General features: G+C 46.0%; 14 protein-coding genes. 1 reads left to right on the top strand and 13 read right to left on the bottom strand.

Annotated features, from left to right (window positions below; translation table 11 throughout):
- Positions 1 to 34: 34 nt before the first annotated feature.
- From K2F33_RS22195 to K2F33_RS22160, 8 genes are all read right to left on the bottom strand, one after another.
- A complete protein-coding gene (locus K2F33_RS22195; protein ID WP_263878622.1) occupies positions 35 to 1,699 on the bottom strand; it encodes an extracellular solute-binding protein in 1,665 nt (554 codons plus the stop codon).
- Positions 1,700 to 2,208: 509 nt separating this feature from the next.
- Positions 2,209 to 3,027, bottom strand: a complete 819-nt coding sequence (locus K2F33_RS22190; RefSeq protein ID WP_076164966.1) for a DUF2935 domain-containing protein — start codon at positions 3,025 to 3,027, stop codon at positions 2,209 to 2,211.
- Positions 3,028 to 3,567: 540 nt separating this feature from the next.
- On the bottom strand, positions 3,568 to 4,509 hold the full coding sequence (locus K2F33_RS22185) for an aldo/keto reductase (RefSeq protein ID WP_076164963.1): 942 nt from the start codon (positions 4,507 to 4,509) through the stop codon (positions 3,568 to 3,570).
- Between the two features lie 255 nt (positions 4,510 to 4,764).
- Entirely contained in the window at positions 4,765 to 6,249 is a 1,485-nt protein-coding gene (locus tag K2F33_RS22180) for an Lsa family ABC-F type ribosomal protection protein (RefSeq protein ID WP_263878621.1), read from the bottom strand.
- Positions 6,250 to 6,665: 416 nt separating this feature from the next.
- On the bottom strand, positions 6,666 to 7,385 hold the full coding sequence (locus tag K2F33_RS22175) for an endonuclease/exonuclease/phosphatase family protein (protein ID WP_263878620.1): 720 nt from the start codon (positions 7,383 to 7,385) through the stop codon (positions 6,666 to 6,668).
- A gap of 395 nt (positions 7,386 to 7,780) precedes the next feature.
- On the bottom strand, positions 7,781 to 11,932 hold the full coding sequence (locus tag K2F33_RS22170; RefSeq protein ID WP_263882419.1) for a carbohydrate-binding protein: 4,152 nt from the start codon (positions 11,930 to 11,932) through the stop codon (positions 7,781 to 7,783).
- A 407-nt stretch (positions 11,933 to 12,339) separates the two neighbouring features.
- Positions 12,340 to 12,885, bottom strand: a complete 546-nt coding sequence (ssuE, locus tag K2F33_RS22165; protein WP_263878619.1) for an NADPH-dependent FMN reductase — start codon at positions 12,883 to 12,885, stop codon at positions 12,340 to 12,342.
- On the bottom strand, positions 12,882 to 14,150 hold the full coding sequence (locus K2F33_RS22160; protein ID WP_263878618.1) for an acyl-CoA dehydrogenase family protein: 1,269 nt from the start codon (positions 14,148 to 14,150) through the stop codon (positions 12,882 to 12,884). Before K2F33_RS22160 ends, ssuE begins: the two co-directional genes overlap by 4 nt.
- Positions 14,151 to 14,293: 143 nt before the next feature.
- On the opposite strand from K2F33_RS22160, the gene K2F33_RS22155 reads away from it, so the two are divergent.
- Complete coding sequence (locus K2F33_RS22155) at positions 14,294 to 14,851, top strand: TetR/AcrR family transcriptional regulator (RefSeq protein ID WP_076164951.1); 558 nt, start codon at positions 14,294 to 14,296, stop codon at positions 14,849 to 14,851.
- A gap of 85 nt (positions 14,852 to 14,936) precedes the next feature.
- On the opposite strand, the gene K2F33_RS22150 is transcribed toward K2F33_RS22155, so the two are convergent.
- The 5 genes from K2F33_RS22150 to K2F33_RS22130 all read right to left on the bottom strand — a co-directional run bounded on the left by K2F33_RS22150 (position 14,937) and on the right by K2F33_RS22130 (position 18,914).
- On the bottom strand, positions 14,937 to 15,440 hold the full coding sequence (locus K2F33_RS22150; RefSeq protein ID WP_263878617.1) for a DUF3600 domain-containing protein: 504 nt from the start codon (positions 15,438 to 15,440) through the stop codon (positions 14,937 to 14,939).
- Positions 15,430 to 15,993 carry a sigma-70 family RNA polymerase sigma factor gene (locus K2F33_RS22145; protein WP_263878616.1) on the bottom strand — a complete coding sequence of 188 codons (564 nt, stop codon included), beginning with the start codon at positions 15,991 to 15,993 and terminating at the stop codon, positions 15,430 to 15,432. The genes K2F33_RS22150 and K2F33_RS22145 overlap by 11 nt, the downstream gene beginning before the upstream one ends.
- A 223-nt stretch (positions 15,994 to 16,216) precedes the next feature.
- Positions 16,217 to 16,825: a hypothetical protein gene (locus K2F33_RS22140; RefSeq protein ID WP_263878615.1), complete on the bottom strand. Its 609-nt coding sequence runs from the start codon at positions 16,823 to 16,825 to the stop codon at positions 16,217 to 16,219.
- Positions 16,826 to 17,020: 195 nt separating this feature from the next.
- On the bottom strand, positions 17,021 to 18,280 hold the full coding sequence (locus tag K2F33_RS22135) for an FAD-binding protein (protein WP_263878614.1): 1,260 nt from the start codon (positions 18,278 to 18,280) through the stop codon (positions 17,021 to 17,023).
- A 157-nt stretch (positions 18,281 to 18,437) separates the two neighbouring features.
- Positions 18,438 to 18,914, bottom strand: a complete 477-nt coding sequence (locus K2F33_RS22130; protein WP_263878613.1) for a GNAT family N-acetyltransferase — start codon at positions 18,912 to 18,914, stop codon at positions 18,438 to 18,440.
- Between the last annotated feature and the right edge of the window lie 144 nt (positions 18,915 to 19,058).

Raw genomic sequence — 19,058 nt, 5'->3', positions numbered from 1 at the left:
TTGCATCGATTCAATCCCTCCCAGCGCTGCAGATCTATTTAAGCGATTTATACCACTCGTTAACTTCTTTCGTGATCTCATCACCGCCAAGCTTCTTCCACTCTGCAACGAATTTATCAAACTCGTCTACGGATACTTGGTTCATTATGATTTTGATGAATATTTCATCACGTTTTTTCGTTAAAATTTCTTGACGGTCTGCCATCGTCGGAGTAGGCGCCCCGTAGAATTTGTTTTGGAGGTATTGCTTGTTCTTTTGAATTTCTGGCACATGAGAAAAGGCTCCATGAGGACCCGAGATTAAATATTCCCACCACATGTTTGTATCGCCTTCAACGTACTGCATGGCGCGTGCATAACGCGTTTTTTGGTCTGCTGTCTCAAGGATGCTTTCGTCTTTGTTTTCAATGGCTTTGGGCAGGATTTCGCCGTTATTGTCAAATTGTTTGCCGACTCGAAGCGGATTAAGCAGCCAGTAGTTGTTGCCTTTTTCAACTCGGTCTTTACCATACCCATATACTTTCTGCTCTTCTGTCGGATGATTGTCAGCGACGATCCATTGGTTTAACAAACGGATCACGCCTTCCGGATGCTTGGCTTGTTTAGAGATAACATAGTATTCATCAACGCCAAGACCAATTTGATTTAATGTAGGCTTGTTATCAATTGAAGGAATCGGGAACACACCCCATTCTTGAACAACCTTGCCGTCTTTCACAGCCCCTTTCGCAAGCTGCGCCGGTGTCCAGGAAGCGCCAAATACCATACCGATGCTGCCGTCGTAGATGAGCTCAGCAGCTTTTTCCGTATCTTTGACCGAAAACTCAGGATCGATCAACCCTTTTTTGAACATGTCTTGCAGCGCTGCAAGCGCCTTCTTCATCTCGGGCTGAATATCACTGTTCATCAAACCGCCGTTTCCGTCTTCCATCCAAATGTTTTCATAAGCATGATAGCCGTTCAAGAAAGCTCTCAGACCGGTAACGCCTGTCTCTAAACTAAATGGGCTCTTGCTGACCGCAATACCGAAAGCTTCCTTGGTGCCGCCAGGGTTCTTCGCTTTGAACGCTTCGGCAATTTTCAAGAAATCATCCATTGTTTTAGGTTCAGGCAGGCCCAGCTCCTTCAGCCAGTCCGTACGAACGAACAAAAATTGATAGTTGAATGGGTTGTATGAGCTCGGAATCCCCATCATTTTCCCGTCGATCATCGCTGTTTTCATTTGCATGCCGCCGTCCATGGTCAGAAACTTTTTCGTTTCTTCCGTAGCATACTGATCATAAATTTCGGTCAAATCCATGATCATATCCGCTTCCGTAAGCTCTTTAAGCTGTGTAGCGTTTACAGGCAAGAAATCCGGAAGATCGTTGGATGCGATGGCTATTTTTACCCTCTCTTTAAATTGGCTTATATCCGCAACCCATTTGTTTGTAATTTTGACACCGATATCTTTTTCATAAGCATCATAAACTGAGTTTTTGTCGAAGCTTTCACCTTCGTCAAATTTCAAGTAAGGATCGCTTGGCGAAACCGTTGAAACCTCTATCATATCATTGCCGTTTCCTGTGCCTGTCGCTTCGATCGGTTCCTTGGCATTTCCAGATGAATGGTTTGTCTCAGACGACGTTTTGCTGCTGCAGCCTGACATCGCCAATGCAAGCGTCAAGGAGACGATAGCAAGTGCCTTTTTGCTCTTCACATTTTACCCCTCCGGTATATTTCGTTTTAGTTTTCGCTGCAAATTGCACTGCTGGCTTTCATAATCCTAGTATAGAAAGAAGCTCCCCGCGGTTCTATATACTGATTTTTACTTTCGTATACTCCTCTTGACACCAGGCAAAAATCAATAAATGAAGTGTATCAACAAAAAATCACCGGCATAAGTGCCGGTGATTTTTTGGTATATTATGGAGTTGGTTATGGCATCTTGCTTTTTAATTGATAACAATATCAATTACAGCTAATCATACATGTTCTTGTCGTCTTGCAATAATTTCATAGTAAGTTCAAACCATAAATCCGCTTTGAAAACATAAGATGACTATGATCTTTTCATTATACAGTCAGAAAAAAAAGCCACCATTACGGTGACCTTTTTCGAGTGTTTATCTATAACATTTTGCTTCATGATCCGCCTAAGCAACAAATCCATTTAGATTATATTATGAAAGGATTTGTTTTACGATAGGGCTGCCATCAAAAATAGAGTTAGAACAATATTTCCCTTTTGTTTACCTTCTCACCGGATAGCGACCGTTCAAACATATCCAGAATAAACAAAAACCTCTCAGCTTCCCGAAATACATGATCTGCCAGCAGGGGATGAATGATACTTTTTATACGGCATTCCTCGATTAAATCTCGGGCTGTCTTCTTAAAATCCCGTAATGACTTAACGGAGACCCGGTTCTCATCAACAAACTGACTCAATAATGGAATCGTCTGGGATTGGGGCCGCATTGAACTTAAATCGATCGCTTGGTACATAAGGGTATCAAATTCATGGCTGAACTCTCTAGCTTGTTCAACAAGCTTTCTTTCCGAAGGATCTAGAAGGTGTCCTATAAATTTAGCGTGATCAGCCATGATTTTGAGGAAGAAAACATTCTCATCAATAATGGCATCATGTAAAGGCTCAAGCCTTCCGGAATTCAGTTCTTCCAGTCGGTTTCTAAAATAGTTGGCTTCCCGGCTAATATGATCAACAAGTAAAGGAAAATTATTCTGTCCTGGCAACTTGCACTGCAGGATTAGCCCCAATACCTTTCTTTTAAAAGCCCAAATATGAGCCGCTGCATTGTGTACCTCTACGTTGAATTCCCTAATGGTTTGAGGATCTGTGTTTACAGAAAATGAATACGCTCTTCTTTCGATATCTTCAAAAATGGCTTGGAATTGGTTAGCTTCGTTAATTAGTTGTGTATCTTCACTTCTAAAACCTAATCGAAGGAAAAACGAATGTTCCTTCATGATACGTGACCAGAATCGAATTTCGTCTAATGACCGTTCTACAAATACGTCTGGCAAATATATCCCTCCTTCTTAGAGGCCAATGAATCGGATTATACGCAGAATATATGGCGTTTGCTTGTTCCAATATGCTGATGAGGTGTTTTTTTATTTCCTTAAAAATCAGCAGCATAAGCAGCTCGAAATTAACGGAGCCTCTCCATGAGTTCTTGTTCGATCATCTCGGTGACTTGGGTTCTTAACACACTCATTTCTTGATCAACGACGATCGTGAGATCGACAAATAATTAACCTGATAATTTTTCAAGAACATATATCAGTTAAAACAAAAAAGCCGCGTCTACGCGGCTATTAAGAGTGTATGTTTTTGTCGTTTTACAAATCCACTTTAATCAGCGTGTCCTCTCCTCTCCCTTGGTGGCTCCTTGTTTGCTTTCTCAAACATCTCCCTTAGCCTTTAATTAATTTCAATGCTTGATTTAAATCTAGATCTTCATTCCATAATAAAAAAAAGGCAACCAACCCCTGGTCGCCTTATTAGTACATTCAGCAGTTATAAGAAAATCCGATGCCTACGTTGAACAAATGGTTAGATGTTTAGTCGAGATTTTTTAGTGTCTGTTTACTTAAGTCGTCCAGCTTGGTCGCTTCCTCTTCGGTCAATTCTATGTCAGTGGAATGCAGGTTCTCAAAGAAATGCTTCTCGTTCTGTGTGCCCACGATGGCCGAGGTCAGGCCATTCCGGCCTAGCAGCCAGCTAATTGCGATTTGCGAGAGAGTGGCACCTTTGGCTGCTGCGATTTCCCCTAAGAGACGGATGAGGTCCTCCGTCTTCCGCAGGTTTTCTGATTGGAATAAAGGCCTCTCCTTGCGAAAATCCGTAACTTCTTTGCCTTTGTGGAAAATTCCGGTCAAAATCCCCTTAGCGAGGGAGTTGTAGCTCATGATGCTGATGTCGTTTTGCAAACAATAGTCAAGCAATTCGTCTTCAATGCTGCGCTGGAGCATATGATACTCCGGCTGGATCGCGTCAACCCGTCCATATTGCATCGCTTCTCTCAGTTGAGCCAGAGAGAAATTGGAGACACCGATTGCACGAATTACGCCTTCTTCTTTCAACTTGCTCAGCTCTCCCATAGTTTCCTCGATTGGGATGTCGTTACTGGGCGTATGGATGTAATACAAGTCGATATAGTCCGTGTTCAGCCGGAACATGCTTTGCCACAGGGCCGTACGGATATCTTTGGGCCGAAGATGATGAGCGCTTATCTTCGTTGCGATTACGCACTGTTTTCTTACATTGGCCAAGGCTTTTCCTACAATAAACTCTGAACGTCCGGCCCCATAGAGCTCAGCGGTATCGAATGAATTGACCCCGTGCTCAAAAGCTTGACGGAGAAGCCGGATGTTGTCCTCTTCGGGCTTCAGCTCCCAACGAGTCAATCCGCCTGAGAAGGCATTGCCCCCTCCCAGTTCCATTGCGCCGTACGTAATGCGTGACACTTCCATGTCTGTTCTGCCGAGTTTTGCGTACTTCATAAGACATCTACTCCTCTCTCGAATCGATATGTACAGGATCGAGTACAACCTATATTTTCATATTCGCGAATCGATTAAGCGATCCTGCCTGTTAGCTGAATTAAGATCATTTTATAAGGGCAAGTAGATAAGCATATCCATTACGGCTAACAAAAAAAGCCGCAGTTACGCGGCTATGAAGAGAATATGTTCTGTTCTTGTCTCCTTACATCCCCAGCCAACTCCTCTCAAGGCGGGTCGGTATAAATCCATCCATCACCCGGATAGTTCAACGACCTTGGTGGCAATGTTGCTCACAAATTCGCTGTCATGCTCAACAAACAGAAGCGTCGGTGTGTATTCGAGCAGCAGTTCTTCAATTTGGATGCGGGAGATGACATCAACGAAATTAAGCGGCTCGTCCCAAATATACAAATGGGCTCTTTCGCTGAGACTTCTAGCGATCAATACCTTCTTCTTTTGCCCGCCGCTGTAGGTTGAGATGTCCTTTTCAAATTGCAGTCTCGAGAAATCAAGCTTCCGCAATATCGACTTAAACAGGCTTTCATCAATCCCGCAGCTTTTCGCATATTCGGACAAATCGCCCCGAAGATGGGACGTATCCTGGGCTACGTATGATATTTTTAGCTGGGCGTCCTTATGGAAGCCTCCGTTGTATGGGATATTCTCGCCGCAGACCAGCTTCAAAATACTGGACTTGCCTGAACCGTTTGCACCGGATAGCGCAATCCGCTCCCCTTGTTGAATCTCAAAGGTCACGTCTTCGCATACCGGGTTCGCCCCGTATGAAACCGAGATATGATCCAGCTCGGCAAGGCGCTCTTTGTAAAATGGAAGCGGGGAAATTTGGAGACTCTCCGTGTTCTCGATATTTTTGAGAAGCTTACTTTTCTCCTCAATGGCAGAGAGTTGCCGCTGCTGAATTGCTTTTGAGCGTTTCATCATTTTGGCTGCTTTATGACCGATATACCCCTTGTCCACTTTGGAGCCGGAATTTCTCGTGCCGTTTTTGGTACTTTCTACTTCATGCGACCAGCCGCTCGTCCGCTTGGCAGAATCTGATAAGCGTTGAACGTCCCGTTTCAGCTTTTCGTTCTGAGCCAGCTCGAACTGGTCCTGCCTCTGCTTGTTCTCCCACCAGGTCGAGAAATTGCCCTTCTGGATCTCGATATTGGTTTTGTTGATGGACAAAATATGATCGACGCACCGATCCAGAAAGGCCCGGTCGTGGGAAACCAAAATAAACCCGCTCTTTCGGTTGAGATAATCGGCGACCAGCTTTCTCGCATGCGAGTCGAGATGATTTGTCGGCTCGTCAATAAGTAAGAAATGGTTGTCCTTGATGAATAAGGCTGCCAGCAGCACCTTCGTCTGCTCTCCGTTCGACAACGTATTAAACGGGCGGTACAGCACATCCTCCGATACCTTCAGCCAGTTCAGCTCTCGAATCAGTTTCCATTGAAGAAAGTCTGGATAAACCTCGCTGATTACGTCTATAGTAAGGTATTCCTTATGTTGTACCTCGAACGGGAAATAATCGAATTCGACGTTCGCGGATATGGTCCCGCTGTATTCGAGCTGCCCCTGCATCAGACGGAGAAATGTCGTTTTCCCTCTTCCATTCCTGCCCGTAAACCCTAATTTCCAATCGGTATCGATCTGAAAATGGACGTTCTCAAAAATGTTGTCATAACTGCCCTCATAGGCAAACGTCAGGTTTGAAACATAAATCTGTGACATCAAATCAACCTCCAGTTAAGTGTAGGCAGAAAATAAACCGTTCCCGCCTGTTACCGGAAGCCAACAAAAAACGCCGAAAGAACACCAGTTCAACCAGTGCTTCTCGGCGCTTATACGAACCCGACCATACAATAAATAAACCGAGCGACATTCATTCAAAAATCGCTTGGCAGATGTATACATGGGGGATAAAGCTCCGGTAACTGATTGTTTATTCGGTGAACCATGCCAAAACGCGGATGTGACAGGTTCACTTGAACATCTACAACCTCTAATTCGGACATCGCTTTATCCCTCCCCTCAAGATCTCATGAATATGAACACAACTTAGCATATCCGTTCACTGAGGTCAAGATTCCGTTCCTTTGGAAGTAAACTGTTTATTAAAAAGTTCGGCCGCGGTTAAGGATACAGCATCAATGCAGGCTCAATGTTGCCATTAACGGTAGATGGTCTGAGGCAGCCGGAATCTTGTTAATGACTTCAACGGAAGTAATCTCTATATTCCGGGTGGTGAAAATGTAATCAAGCTGCAAAACGGGACGTAACGACGGAAACGTATTGCTAGGCGTTTTGGCCGCCATATAACAATCCTGAACAATTCCCGCTATGGTGCTCCATGCCTTACCTCCCCGTTTCATATTCCAATCCCCCGCAATGACAACAGGTGAACGATCCTCCTTAATTTTGCTCGCAATAAATTCAATTTGTTTATTACGTCTGCGTGGATTCAAACTGAGATGGGTGACATACATTTTGAGTGGCTTATCATTTATGAGTACATCTGCTTCCAATAAAGATCGGCCTTCGATCATACCAGATTTCATAGGATGATTTTTCTCCGATACAATGGGATAACGAGACAAAAGGACATTTCCATACTGTCTGATCATGTTACCCTTCTTTTTCTTGATGGTGATCGCTGCCCCAAAAGCCGCATTCATCTTTAATCGTCCGGCTAACCATGATACTTGATCCAAGTAATGGCTTCTTTTGGAAAAATACCTGTCGACTTCATTTAGAGCGATAAGGTCAGGCTCACTTTCTTCTATAGCTTCGGCAATTCTGTTCAGGTTTATTTTTCCATCCGCCCCTTTCCCATGATGAATATTGAAAGTGACAACCTTGATCTGCAATTGAATCCCCTGTCTTTCTGTTTTGAAATGAACGTTTGAGTTTGTTGAACGTAGCAATGGCCAGAATCGTGCATGATTCCATTTTATTCTTAACAGCATGTTCCGTAAATATCAGGGTGAACACCTAAAGCGAAAACAAAAAAGCCTGCAAACATGTGGACTTTAATAATGGGCTTTGATTTCAATATTTCCCCTCACCAATCCTACCCGTTAACATCCTTCACCTGATTTTGTAGTAACATTTATGCGCCAACCACGCCATTGATAATCCTTTTAATTTCGGCTAGGCATACGTATTCTTGTCTTTTTCGGCACACGATAAAATAACGCAAAACGTCCCCGCACCGAAGCTCTTTCGGTACGGGGACGTCGGTATTAGATCATTGCTTGGCCTGCTACTTGCCCAAATTAGCGCTCCACATTTCAATAAGTGCTTGTACGCTCCGATTGAGCGTTGTTTTTGCTTGATCAGAAACGCCATTCTGCTTCTGCTCTTTATTCAGCTGCTTCAGCAAATTCTCCAGATGCTTGATCCCCTGCTTCCAATCCGGCTTCTTCTTGCTTACCGCATCGGCGGCATGCTCAAGCTCCTTATCCAGCTGCTTCCGGATCTTCTCGTCTAACTGTCCGGTTGAGCCAAACTCCTCCAGCAGCTTGCCGATGGCAGGAGCGTTAATGGGAGCGGGGAGAACCGTGAAATTGTCGTAACTCGTTTCATTCATGTACGTCCGCATGCCGACCTTACCGTGTGTAAATGGTCTGCCGCTGCGGTCCGTATAATCGATAACCGGCTTGCTCATATCATCGACAAATACTTGAATGCGAGCACCCTGCGCTACGACTTTTACATGCTTCCATTCGCCTGATTTCACCTCGAGCGGCTCTCCTGTCAAATAAGTCCAGCCGTAATTCAGCTTGCCGAGATGAACGCCCTGTTTGTTCAGGTACGCGACATATCCCTGCACGAAATCAGCGTTGTTCTGGTTCAGCTCCTTGCCGTGAGCCGGGTTGCTCGCCCGGAACAGAATGCCTCCGTCGCCTGTATCGCTAATCAGCTTGATATCAGACTCCACGCTGTAATCCGACCAATTGGCGTCTCCGATCAAGGTTTTCCCGAAGCTGCCGACCGCTGCTTGATATTCACCAGCATGAGCAGCTTTCGGTTCGATCGGATTCTGATGAATTCGTATTCCCTGGAAGTCGAATTCTCCTACCACAGTTTCGACCTTCAAGGTATGTGCGCCCGCCGGGAGATAAATGCCTTGCTTCGTTGTTGTCGCCCAGTTCTCCCACGTGACGGAATTCGGGATATTGACTTCACCGGTCAGATCGGTTGTATCGTCGAGCCACAGCCTGACTTTCGCCCCATCCATCGATGTAGCGGTCACGAAATCGACGTTATACACGCCGGCCTTGGCAACGTCTACGTTGTAGGCCAGCCATTCGCCGGTAGCGTTCCAGCCCCCATTGTAGCTGCCGCCCGCATTCCGGCGGATGTCGACCGCATCATTCCGGTATTCCGTGCCGATGTTAGCGGGAGTCAGATCATGGTAGCCCGTACCTTCGCCGCCTGCCTTATAATCAGCAGCCTGAATAAATCCGGGCAGCACGTGCGGCTTATCGAACTGGGTGAGCGATAGTCTCGTCATGTCAAACTCGCCTTTGACAATTTCGACCTTCAGTTCATGATCACCGGCCGGCAGCTGGATACCGGATTTCGTCACCGACTTCCACTTATTCCAGTCGCCGGAAGCAGGAACGTTCAGTATACCAGTCAAATCGGTCGTGTCATCCAGCCACAGCCGGACTTGTGCATCCTTAAACGTCGTAGCTGCCCACAAGTCGAGATCGTACAATCCCTCTTCCGCGACACGGATGTTGTACTTCAACCATTCGCCGGTTTGATTCCAGCCTACGATCTGATCGCCTGTTGCAGCGGATCGAATGTCGACGCTATCGCTGCGGTATTTGCCCCCAATGTTCTCAGGCGTCAAGTCATGATAGCCAACGCCTTCACCGCCGGGCTTGTAATGCTCAGCCTCGACGACGCCGGGCACGGGTATCGGCTGATCACTCCTCGTTAACGCTATGCTTGCAAAATCGAATTCTCCGCGGACCGTCTCCGCTTTTAGCGTATGCTTGCCTGCCGGCAGAGTAACACCGGATTTGCGCACCACATTCCAGATATTCCAGTCACCGGTCTTCGGAATGTCTACGATGCCGGTAAGATCCGTCGTGTCGTCCAGCCAGAGCCGGATTTGACCTCCATCCATCGTAGTAGCCACTTTGAATTCTGCGTTATAGGTTCCGGCTTCCGCTACGTCAATGTTAAACTTCAGCCATTCTCCCGTCTGGTTCCAGCCGACGTTGTAACCGCCGCTGGCCGGATTGGAGCGAATGTCGACCGAATCTCCCCGGTACTCGCCGCCGATGTTTTGGAGTGTATTCTCATGATAACCTACACCCTCTCCACCAGAGATATAGTGGACTGTGCCAATCGTACCCGGGATCGGATGATAGGCGTCATAAGCCTGCTCCTCTTCGGCAATGTCGGACTTCACGCTCCAGAAGCCTTCATACCGCTGCCAGCCGTCGTCTTGTCCATCATCGAAGTTATCATAGAGAACCGGAACTTCCGCGTGCCGGTGGAACGACAGCTTGTCCAGCGAGGTCGTCCCCGATGCGGCAGTGACCTTCAAAATATGCTCACCTGCCGGCAAATCCACCCCATTCAGCTGTGCGGTTTGCCACCCTGCATCAGCAGCGTTGCTGTCAGCTGCCAGCTCAAACTCACCCAGCGGTTGTCCACCATCCAAAGTGAGCTGTACTTTGCTGCCCAGAGCTGCATCTGCATAAGAGAGATCTATATCGTATTTGCCTGTCTCCGCGATGTTCAGCCGGTATTGCAGCCATTCGCCTTTCTCGAAAGCGGTGACATGTGAGGTGCTGTCATCTGCTGTGTCCGTATCCACGCCATCTCCACGGTATTTGCCGATGGTGCCCGGCGTCTCGTCGTGATATCCGACTCCTTCGCCGCCTGGCAGGTAATGAACGGCTTCGACTTGCCCCGGAACCGGTTTCGCAGCATCAAAATCGCTGCTTCCGTTCACGTCATTGCTGAAAGCAACATAACCGAAATTAGCCTTCGCATTTTCCGTGACGTAACCGATACTGCCGCCGCCTAGCTTGGCGCTGCGCGTCTGCTTCAGCATGCCGTCGACGTAGATCTTGAACGCGTCCCCTGCTTTCTCAACCCGGATATTATGCAGTTTTGTATAATCGTATCCTTCCGGAAGCGTGCTCTCCTCCCATCCCAGATCGGCGCCGTTCACCCGGAACTGTGTCTTCAGCGAATTGCTCACCGGATCTAAAAGCGCTGTACCGAAATCGTTATCTCCCTTGTAGGAGAACACGGCCCCGAGCCGCTGGCCTTCGGCTTTGCTTGACTCAGCCAGCTGCAGGTTAAATTCTGCCGTATAGCTGCTTCCGGCCTCAACAGTAGTCAACAGCCTGCTTGTACCGGCAGCTTGCTGATGCAGAAGTCCCGAATCCATGCTCCAGTTAACACCGTCTGCATTCGTCCACGCCGTGCTGAGTTCCGTACCTTTGAACCGGTCCTCAAAATCCGGCATCTCCGGATCCGGCTGTTCGGTTGCTGTCGGTCCGAGCACGGACATTTTGTCACCGTTGAACACGATCCGGTCCATCCCCATATGGCGAAGAGGTCCGACAATGCCTTTTCCTTCGAGATTGTGGTAAATAATATAGCGGGCATCCAGATTCGGGCCAACGACGACCGTATTATGGCCGAGACCGACGGTCGGACCTTCCGTGCTGATCAGAAGCGGGTTGTCCGTATCACGCACGAATCCCTTGAGCGGGTTTGTGCTGACCGCGTAGTCGACTCGATAGCCTTTGCTGAATACATGGTTGCCGGTATACGTCATATAGTATTTGCCGTTGCGTTTGAACAGCGTAGAACCTTCCGTCCAACCGTTCATGCTTGCCCCCGTATTGACGCTGTTACCGATCGTCGTCGGCGTAGGCATTTCAGCTGCGAGAATTCCTTCTCCGTTCGCATGATAGAAATACCACTTGCCATCATCGTCAATAAAGACGTTGCCATCAATCGAATGTCCCAAATTGCCCGTTTGAACTGTAAACGGACCCGTCGGGCTTTCACTGCGCAGCACATAATGACCATTGCCGGCAGGAGAGGTATACATGTAAAAATATCCGTTCCAATAAACGACTTCAGGAGCGTAGGCTCCCTTCGTAACCGGATCGGTTGTGGCCAGTCCTCCATAGCTCCAGTTGACAAGGTCAGGAGAGCTCCACACTTTGACCCCGACATCGGTGTCTCTTGTGCTCACATACAAATAATATGTACCGTTAAACTTCAGCACGTAAGGGTCGCCAAGTCCATATTGCCCCCATTCGTCCGGCAGCGATGCCGGGTTCTTATAGGCGAATGCCGCCTGAGGGGCAAACAAGAGCAGCACACACATCACGACCGCAATACTCCGTTTTAATATCAAACTTATCACCTCACTGATTTTATTAAAACGCTTACATAGTAAAATGATCGTATCGATCTTCACCTGCCACCGATATCCTATCACCTCCATTCATCCAATATATTTGTAATACATCGTGAGTATATCGGCATTATCCAGACAAAGTCAACGGTTTATTTCAATTATCTTGTAATATTCAAAGAAATATCTGTTTTTTTAGCTTATCATACAATAATAATGTAATAAATGAGATCGCTATGGGCAGTTAAACGGTAGGTGATTACACCCATGCAAATATCAAAAGGAGCTGTCCACGACAGCTCCTTCAAGATCAATCAACATCATCAACAAAACTCCTGTACGGCAGACATTCATGACTCATAGCCCGCTTTCACCATGAGCGGTAACTTTGTACTCGTAGGTTTGATAAACCTCCGTCAGATACATTTGGTGTAGTAAACCAGATCCAGCATTGAAGCATCAATTCGTTGCTGGATTTCGTCAGCCAATTGGAAACGAGTGTTTTGTTCGCTATCCTCAATCCGTTCGATTTGACTGTCGATCGCAAATACATTTTCCGCAAAAGACTTCGTTCCCATTGAAGATAAAAGGGGTTTTAACGCATAGTCAATCGAAAGTAAGTTCGAAATGGTGCCTCCTACGAAAAAAGCAGCTACGATTTTATCTTTAAAGCCGTTTTGCGGTAATAAATCAACGTAAGCTTTTAGGACGCCTGTATAAGTCGTTTTATAAACCGGACTTGCAATAATGATACCGGACGCTTCTTCCACTTTAGCGTGTGCACTTAATATCAGTCTGCTATTGAAATTGGCGTGCATCAAATCAGCGGGAGGCAGGGAAGAAACCTCAATGATCGCCACTTCGCAGCCTTGTTGCTCCAATTTCAGCTTGGCATAGTTGATCATGCCGTTTACTCGGGATTTATGGTTGAGACTTCCGGAAATGATCGCTATTTTACTCATGAGTTTGCTTCAGCTCCAGTAGTTGTTCTTAGAGAAGATACGTAAGCTAACGTCATACCATGCTGTGGCGGTAAGCCCAACAGTACTCTTCCGTATAACTCAAGTCCCGTGGATGCAGTAGTCAACGCATGATTGGAGCCGCCTCGAATGTCGCGGAAGATTTGGGACAAGCGATTGGAATCGGCAATAACACTCCCTCCACTCTCAGCCATTAGCATGTCTACAGCTTCCCAGCATAACATCGCTGCATAGGTCATATCCGTTTGAAGCTGAGCAAGCTCTTTTAGACTGAATATTTCCGCATTTTGTACATGCCGCTCCATATGATCAATCGCCCGACTGATATGAAGATGCGCGGATTCAACCTTCATGGCCGCGAGCCCTACTTTATACTGAATATGGCCTACTGCCGCTTGAGAGGTATGGAAGGTCATCGTAATTCCTTTATGAGGCGCCTTTTCAACAAAATATTCAACGGCCCCTCTGGCAAGCCCGAGGATCGCGCTGATCCCTGTTGTAATGCTTGTTATAAGCTGAACATAAGGTCTATATCTGTCACGTCCTTTTAATTCGGCAGACAAAGAACGTATCTGTTCTGTGTTCTGGGTGACGACATATTGATCTGGAATAAAGACATTTTTTAATTCCAAACTGTTACTTGCAGATCCTTTTAAGCTCATCGTATACCAATCATCTACAATGGTAACTTCACTCATCGGTACTATAGCCAACGTCATTCCCAAATTTGCGCTTTCCTGCATGGACTTCACGTCATTCAAATTTAACAAAGCATGGGTTGCATGCTTAGAACCTGAACCGAATCCCCAAAAGCCCTCCTCTACCCAATAACCGCCGTCTACTTTTTTTACAACAGCTTTGCGTGCTGCTAAGACAGAACAAAAACGCACCTCCTCTTCCTGGCTGAAGAGCGAGTCTAATACTTGGGAAGGGAAAGATAATGAAGCGGTATAATTGTTCCCGTTGATGATTTGAACGACCCAGCCAACAGAACCGTTCCCCTTAGCTACCTCCGAAATAATTTCAACCATGGCACGAATACTAACCTCATGACCTCCGTGCTCTTTGGGTGTTCCAAGTTTAAACAAACCTGCATCCGAAACTTTTTGAATCACCTCTTCGGGAATATGTCTTTCCTCATCTATAAGCCTTCCGAATTTTTGAAGATAGGGAACTAACGCTGTTGCGTTGTTTAGTAATTGCTGTTCAAGTGCAGTGAGTTGATGATCTGTGCTTAAGTTGGCCATATTTATCACTCCTACAAAATCAATATTAGACAGATGTATATTTAAACTGCCTTTGTAGATTAAATGATATGATGTATAATGTACCTCATCAACCGATAAAATCGCGAATATGTCGAAAAACGATACACGGAAAGGAATCTGTCATGGTTAACAAAACAACGGACGACCTCAGAGTCCGAAGAACCCACAAGCTTCTGTACAATGCTCTGTTTGATCTAATGGAAAAACACTCCTTCGAACAAATCACAGTGAAGCAAATTTGTGATTTAGCGATGGTGCACCGAACTACGTTCTATACGCATTTTCAGGATAAATTTGATTTACTTTCACATGCCGTGATGCAAATTGCTGAGGAGGAATTTCGGAACTTTGCCGAAGTATCCCTTTCTCCATCGGATAATTTCCGGGAATTGTTTTCTATAGCAGCGAAACATAAAACCTTATTTTCACAGCTTCTATTTGAAGAAAGGGATTCCCTAAGGAATTTGTTGCGGAGGGATATGGGGAAAGGCATGAAGAAATACTTAGCCGAACAGCACGCCATTGAAGTAAATTCCATCGAAATACAAATTAAAATAGAGGCCTATATCGGAGCCGTTTTAGGTGTCCTAAATTGGTGGTTTGAGAACAACATGTCCATTGATGAAGAAGAAATATATACCAAAATGAATATCTTTACAGGATGGAATTTCGCCGAATGATCTCGAATGGTTCTATTTTCGTTCGGTCAATCTGACTTAAAAAAAGGGACCCATCCACATTGGATCGGTCCCTACTTCATTCCTTTTACGGCTTGGCATTTTTGTTTATCTTCTCGAAGTATGGTGCCAGCTTAGAGGCTAGCTGCTCAAACCTCTGCTGTTCTTCTTGGGTCAGCTTCTCCTCATGTTTGACCCCTTTTTCATCGGTGATCTTCAGCTTTAATTGGATCAGCTGCTTTATCAGCACCTGATACTCCTTAAATTCATCTTCCGTAAGCTTGCCTTTTGCTGCCTGCAGCATTCCCTCAATCTCTTGATAATCCTCCTGTGTACCGCCGTGCTGTTCAATGGTTGAAACAGAACCGAATAGATCATCGGCTAGATAGGAAGAAGCAAATACCGCGGACGGAATCAGGATGGCTACTGCGGCAATACCTGCGAGCACTCGTTTTTTCATGGGAGATCTACCTCTCTTATCATTTGCATACTGATGATAGGACTGTCGGACACGACCATACAATTCGGGTGGGCACTGCATCGAATCCGCCACCTGGCGAAGCTCTTCACGCAATTCCTTCTCAATGGACATACGCGTCTCCTCCCGTCATTTCGATCCGTTTCCGGAGTTCTTTCATTGCCAGGTGATGCCTGGATTTCACTGTGCCAACGGGGATCTGTAGAATGTCTGCAATTTCTTCCAGAGCGTAGTCGTGAAAATAGCGAAGGATGACGACCACACGTAATTTGTACGATAATTGGCGGACAAGGCTGAAAAGTTCATGCTGCATCTCGAACTGCAGCACAGCTTTGTCCGTCCCGTCGAAATGTTCACATGTCATCCGGCGGTTTCGTTCAAAGAGGCGAATTCGCCGCCATGTCTTTCTTTTCCAGTCTTGGACTAGACGGACAGTAATCCCGTGCAGCCAAAACCGGAACGGCCGGTTCGGGTCGTAGGTTTGAAACGTCCGCCACATGCTCATGTACACTTCATTCACGATATCCTCAATATCCTGTTTGTTGTAGACGAGAAAAGCAACCGTCCGATAGACGTCTTGGTGAGTCGCCTGATAAACAAGCTCAAAGGCCGACTCGTCACCCAACTTCGCTTTTTCAAGCCACGATAGTAACTCAATATCTTTCATGGGGGCCCCTCCTGAACGTGTTACAACCCTTAATTCGCTCTCATGGGGAAAAAGGTTCAGTACGAGAATAAAATTTTTTGGCGATGTTATAGGAAATTCTTCAGGATGACCGTTATAGGATTTTCACACCTATATTGTGAAACAAAAATAGCCGCTGCTACGCGGCTTTAATATGTATGTGTTTATCGGAAGCTTTTGAATTTTATCGGAATAAACGTTGCACTCAATCAACATGAAACACACCAATTACGGATTCACCATCAACGTCATACAGCGGAATATCACGACCATCTGGTGATCTACTGTTCTGTATCGCAATGGCTTCATCGGGTGATTTAGGTAGCTCACCATCTAAATCTTTCTTCAGCACATATCCTTCAGTGCCATCTACACCAATAGCCCTGATTAATTCAGGTTCCATACCAGGAGAAGCAGCATCTGCGCTAGAACCGTACGTCTGTCCGTGTTTATTTTTAGGAAAGTTCACATTCTTGGCGCCAACATGAAAAGTACCAATTACCGTTTTCCCATCAACATCATACAGTGGAACATCGCCAGGTTCACCGAGGTAATCTTTTTTCAGCAAATACCCTTGAATACCATTCACACTTCCTGCATGGATTAAATCAGGCAGCATATCAGGAGAGTTGTCCTCTTGAGCAGAACCGTATGTTTGCCCATGTTCATTTTCAAAATAGTTCAGAGAATGTGTGTTGCTTTGATTCATTGTACTTTTAGCATCCGTGCTTTGGAATACCATGACACCACCCACTCCAAAAACGATAAAACCAACAACAATCAATATTCTAATGCTTGTAAAATACATCCTCACATTTGTTCACTCCTAAACATTTCCTCGCTCTTCACTTCATAGCAGTTATAATTATTAAACGCATCCAAATAATAGAAAGTTACCTATTAGCTTCAATTTGATTCTTTCGTAGCTTACAAACTCAAAAACCTCCACTCCTTATTGCAAGAAGTGGAGGTCAATTACATTTTCTAGATAAGTCATTAATACTTTACATTAATTCATAATGTAATGATCCAGGAACGAATTCCGAAACTTCCCGGTTGGATCGTATCGAAGCAGCAACTGACGGAAATCCGCTAACCGCTCATACCGGGCTTGTAATCTTTCCGGCTCCATCGTAAACAACTTCGCCCAATGCGGACGTACTCCAAAGGGTTCCAGTTCATGTTCGATAAGCGGAAGTAACTCGCGCACCCGCTCCCATTCCGGCTTCCATGTAAAATGCAAACCAACGCTGTCTTGATGGTAGCATGGGCTCATCCAGAAAGGATCCGAAGCAATTGTTCGTATCTCGGAAATGAAGAGCAGAGGCGCAATTCGATCACTCAATTTGCCTAGCACATGTATCGCTTCGAGCGCATGCCGCCTCGGAATGAAATATTCACTTTGCAGTTCATTGCCTGCGCTGGGGGTAAAATCCATGCGGAAATGAGGCAGCCGTTCGTACCATGGTCCCGGAGCGCCTAACTGCTCGCTACAGTTTACGACAGATTGGCCAGAAACCATATGCCGTTTTTCCGGAGCGGGTATAGCCCCGAAGAAATGGGACGGTGCCTCATCTTCCCCGTTTGCTCCCAGCTTTCGTTTTACCCACACTTGATTGAATATGGGCTCTGCCCAATTCGTAAACAAGCTGACACTGTACGCGGCAGATAAAATGTCTTCAATGTCACTCTCCAGTGCAGAAAAAGGAAGACGTTCATATACGGTCTGACTTACCTGAAACGAAGGTACTAAGTCCAGTGTAAGCTTAGTGACAACCCCCAGTCCGCCAAGCCCGACGACAGCCCCATCAAACTCGGGATCAACCCCTCGCGTAAGCACCGTAACTTCTCCATCCGATTTGATTAGCTCAATAGCACGGACGGAAGACGCCAGACTTGCATTATGGACGCCCGAGCCGTGGGTAGCTGTCGCCACGGCGCCAGCCACGCTAATGTGCGGAAGCGACGCTAAATTATGCAACGCGCAGCCATGATCATTTAAATAGCGGCACAGATCACCATACCGAATGCCACCCTCGACAGTTACAATGTTCTGTTCACGGTCGAGATCGATGACCCGATCCATCTTTCGAAGCGAGAGATGGCTGCCACCGGTGTCGGCAATCCCGTTAAAAGAGTGCCTCGACCCAAGCACGCGTATGCTTCTGCGGTTAACTACCAGATCCTTAACCTCTTCCAGATTTTTAGGCTCAAGCAGCTCCAACGAGCTGTAGCGATAGTTCCCGGCCCAGTTCAACTGATCTCCCATACGACTCTCCTATTTAAGATGCAAATTTTTGTCTGAATCAACTTGATTATTGAGGTATTCGGCATAGCGATCCACAATCCTGCCCAGTAGCTTCGTTAACCTTTGAAAGTAGTAGTCATGCTTAAACTCGAACCTTGTACTTGGTTAGTCGCGCGATTTATACGATAGGCAATTCCAGCGTCCTGCTTCTCGGTTTGAATCCTTTGGCTTCATAAAATCCGATCGCATCTTCATTGAATTCCGCTACATGCAATTCGATACTGCTAAACTGCTGCGATTTTGCGAGCCCTTTAATATAGTCGATAAACTTGCTTCCGATATCGTTCCCTCGGTATTCTTCTGACACACAGATATGGTCTAATTCGATATATCTTCGTTCTACATAAGCAGCCCTCTTCGGTGCATCCATGAAATTTATAATGGTGTAGGCGATTATTCGGTCACCGTCTTCCCCGATGAAGACCTTTACGTTGTCATCGTTCAACATTGAAATATAATAATCGTAATCGAGCGGTTTATCGCAAGGTCTGTAGATGTCCGGCCGGTTCTTTGCATGGATGCTGTATAATTGACCAACGAGCTCGTTGATCGCATCAAAGTCCTCCGGTTTCGCCTCTCTTATTTTCCAATGCATATCTAGTTCCTCCCTTACACGGCGCAGATATTTCTTATTACCCTGGGTTGACGATTATAATGCAGATTAGCGGCCAAGTTACATTTTTGTCTGGATGGCATGTATGTGTCCAAATAGGTGTCACCACATGCTGTGGTAAGGATT

Origin of the sequence: Paenibacillus sp. PSB04 (genome assembly GCF_025809195.1) — a bacterium.
In the GTDB taxonomy this organism is placed as follows: domain Bacteria; phylum Bacillota; class Bacilli; order Paenibacillales; family Paenibacillaceae; genus Paenibacillus_AQ; species Paenibacillus_AQ favisporus.
This window is presented reverse-complemented; position numbering and strand designations above follow the sequence as displayed.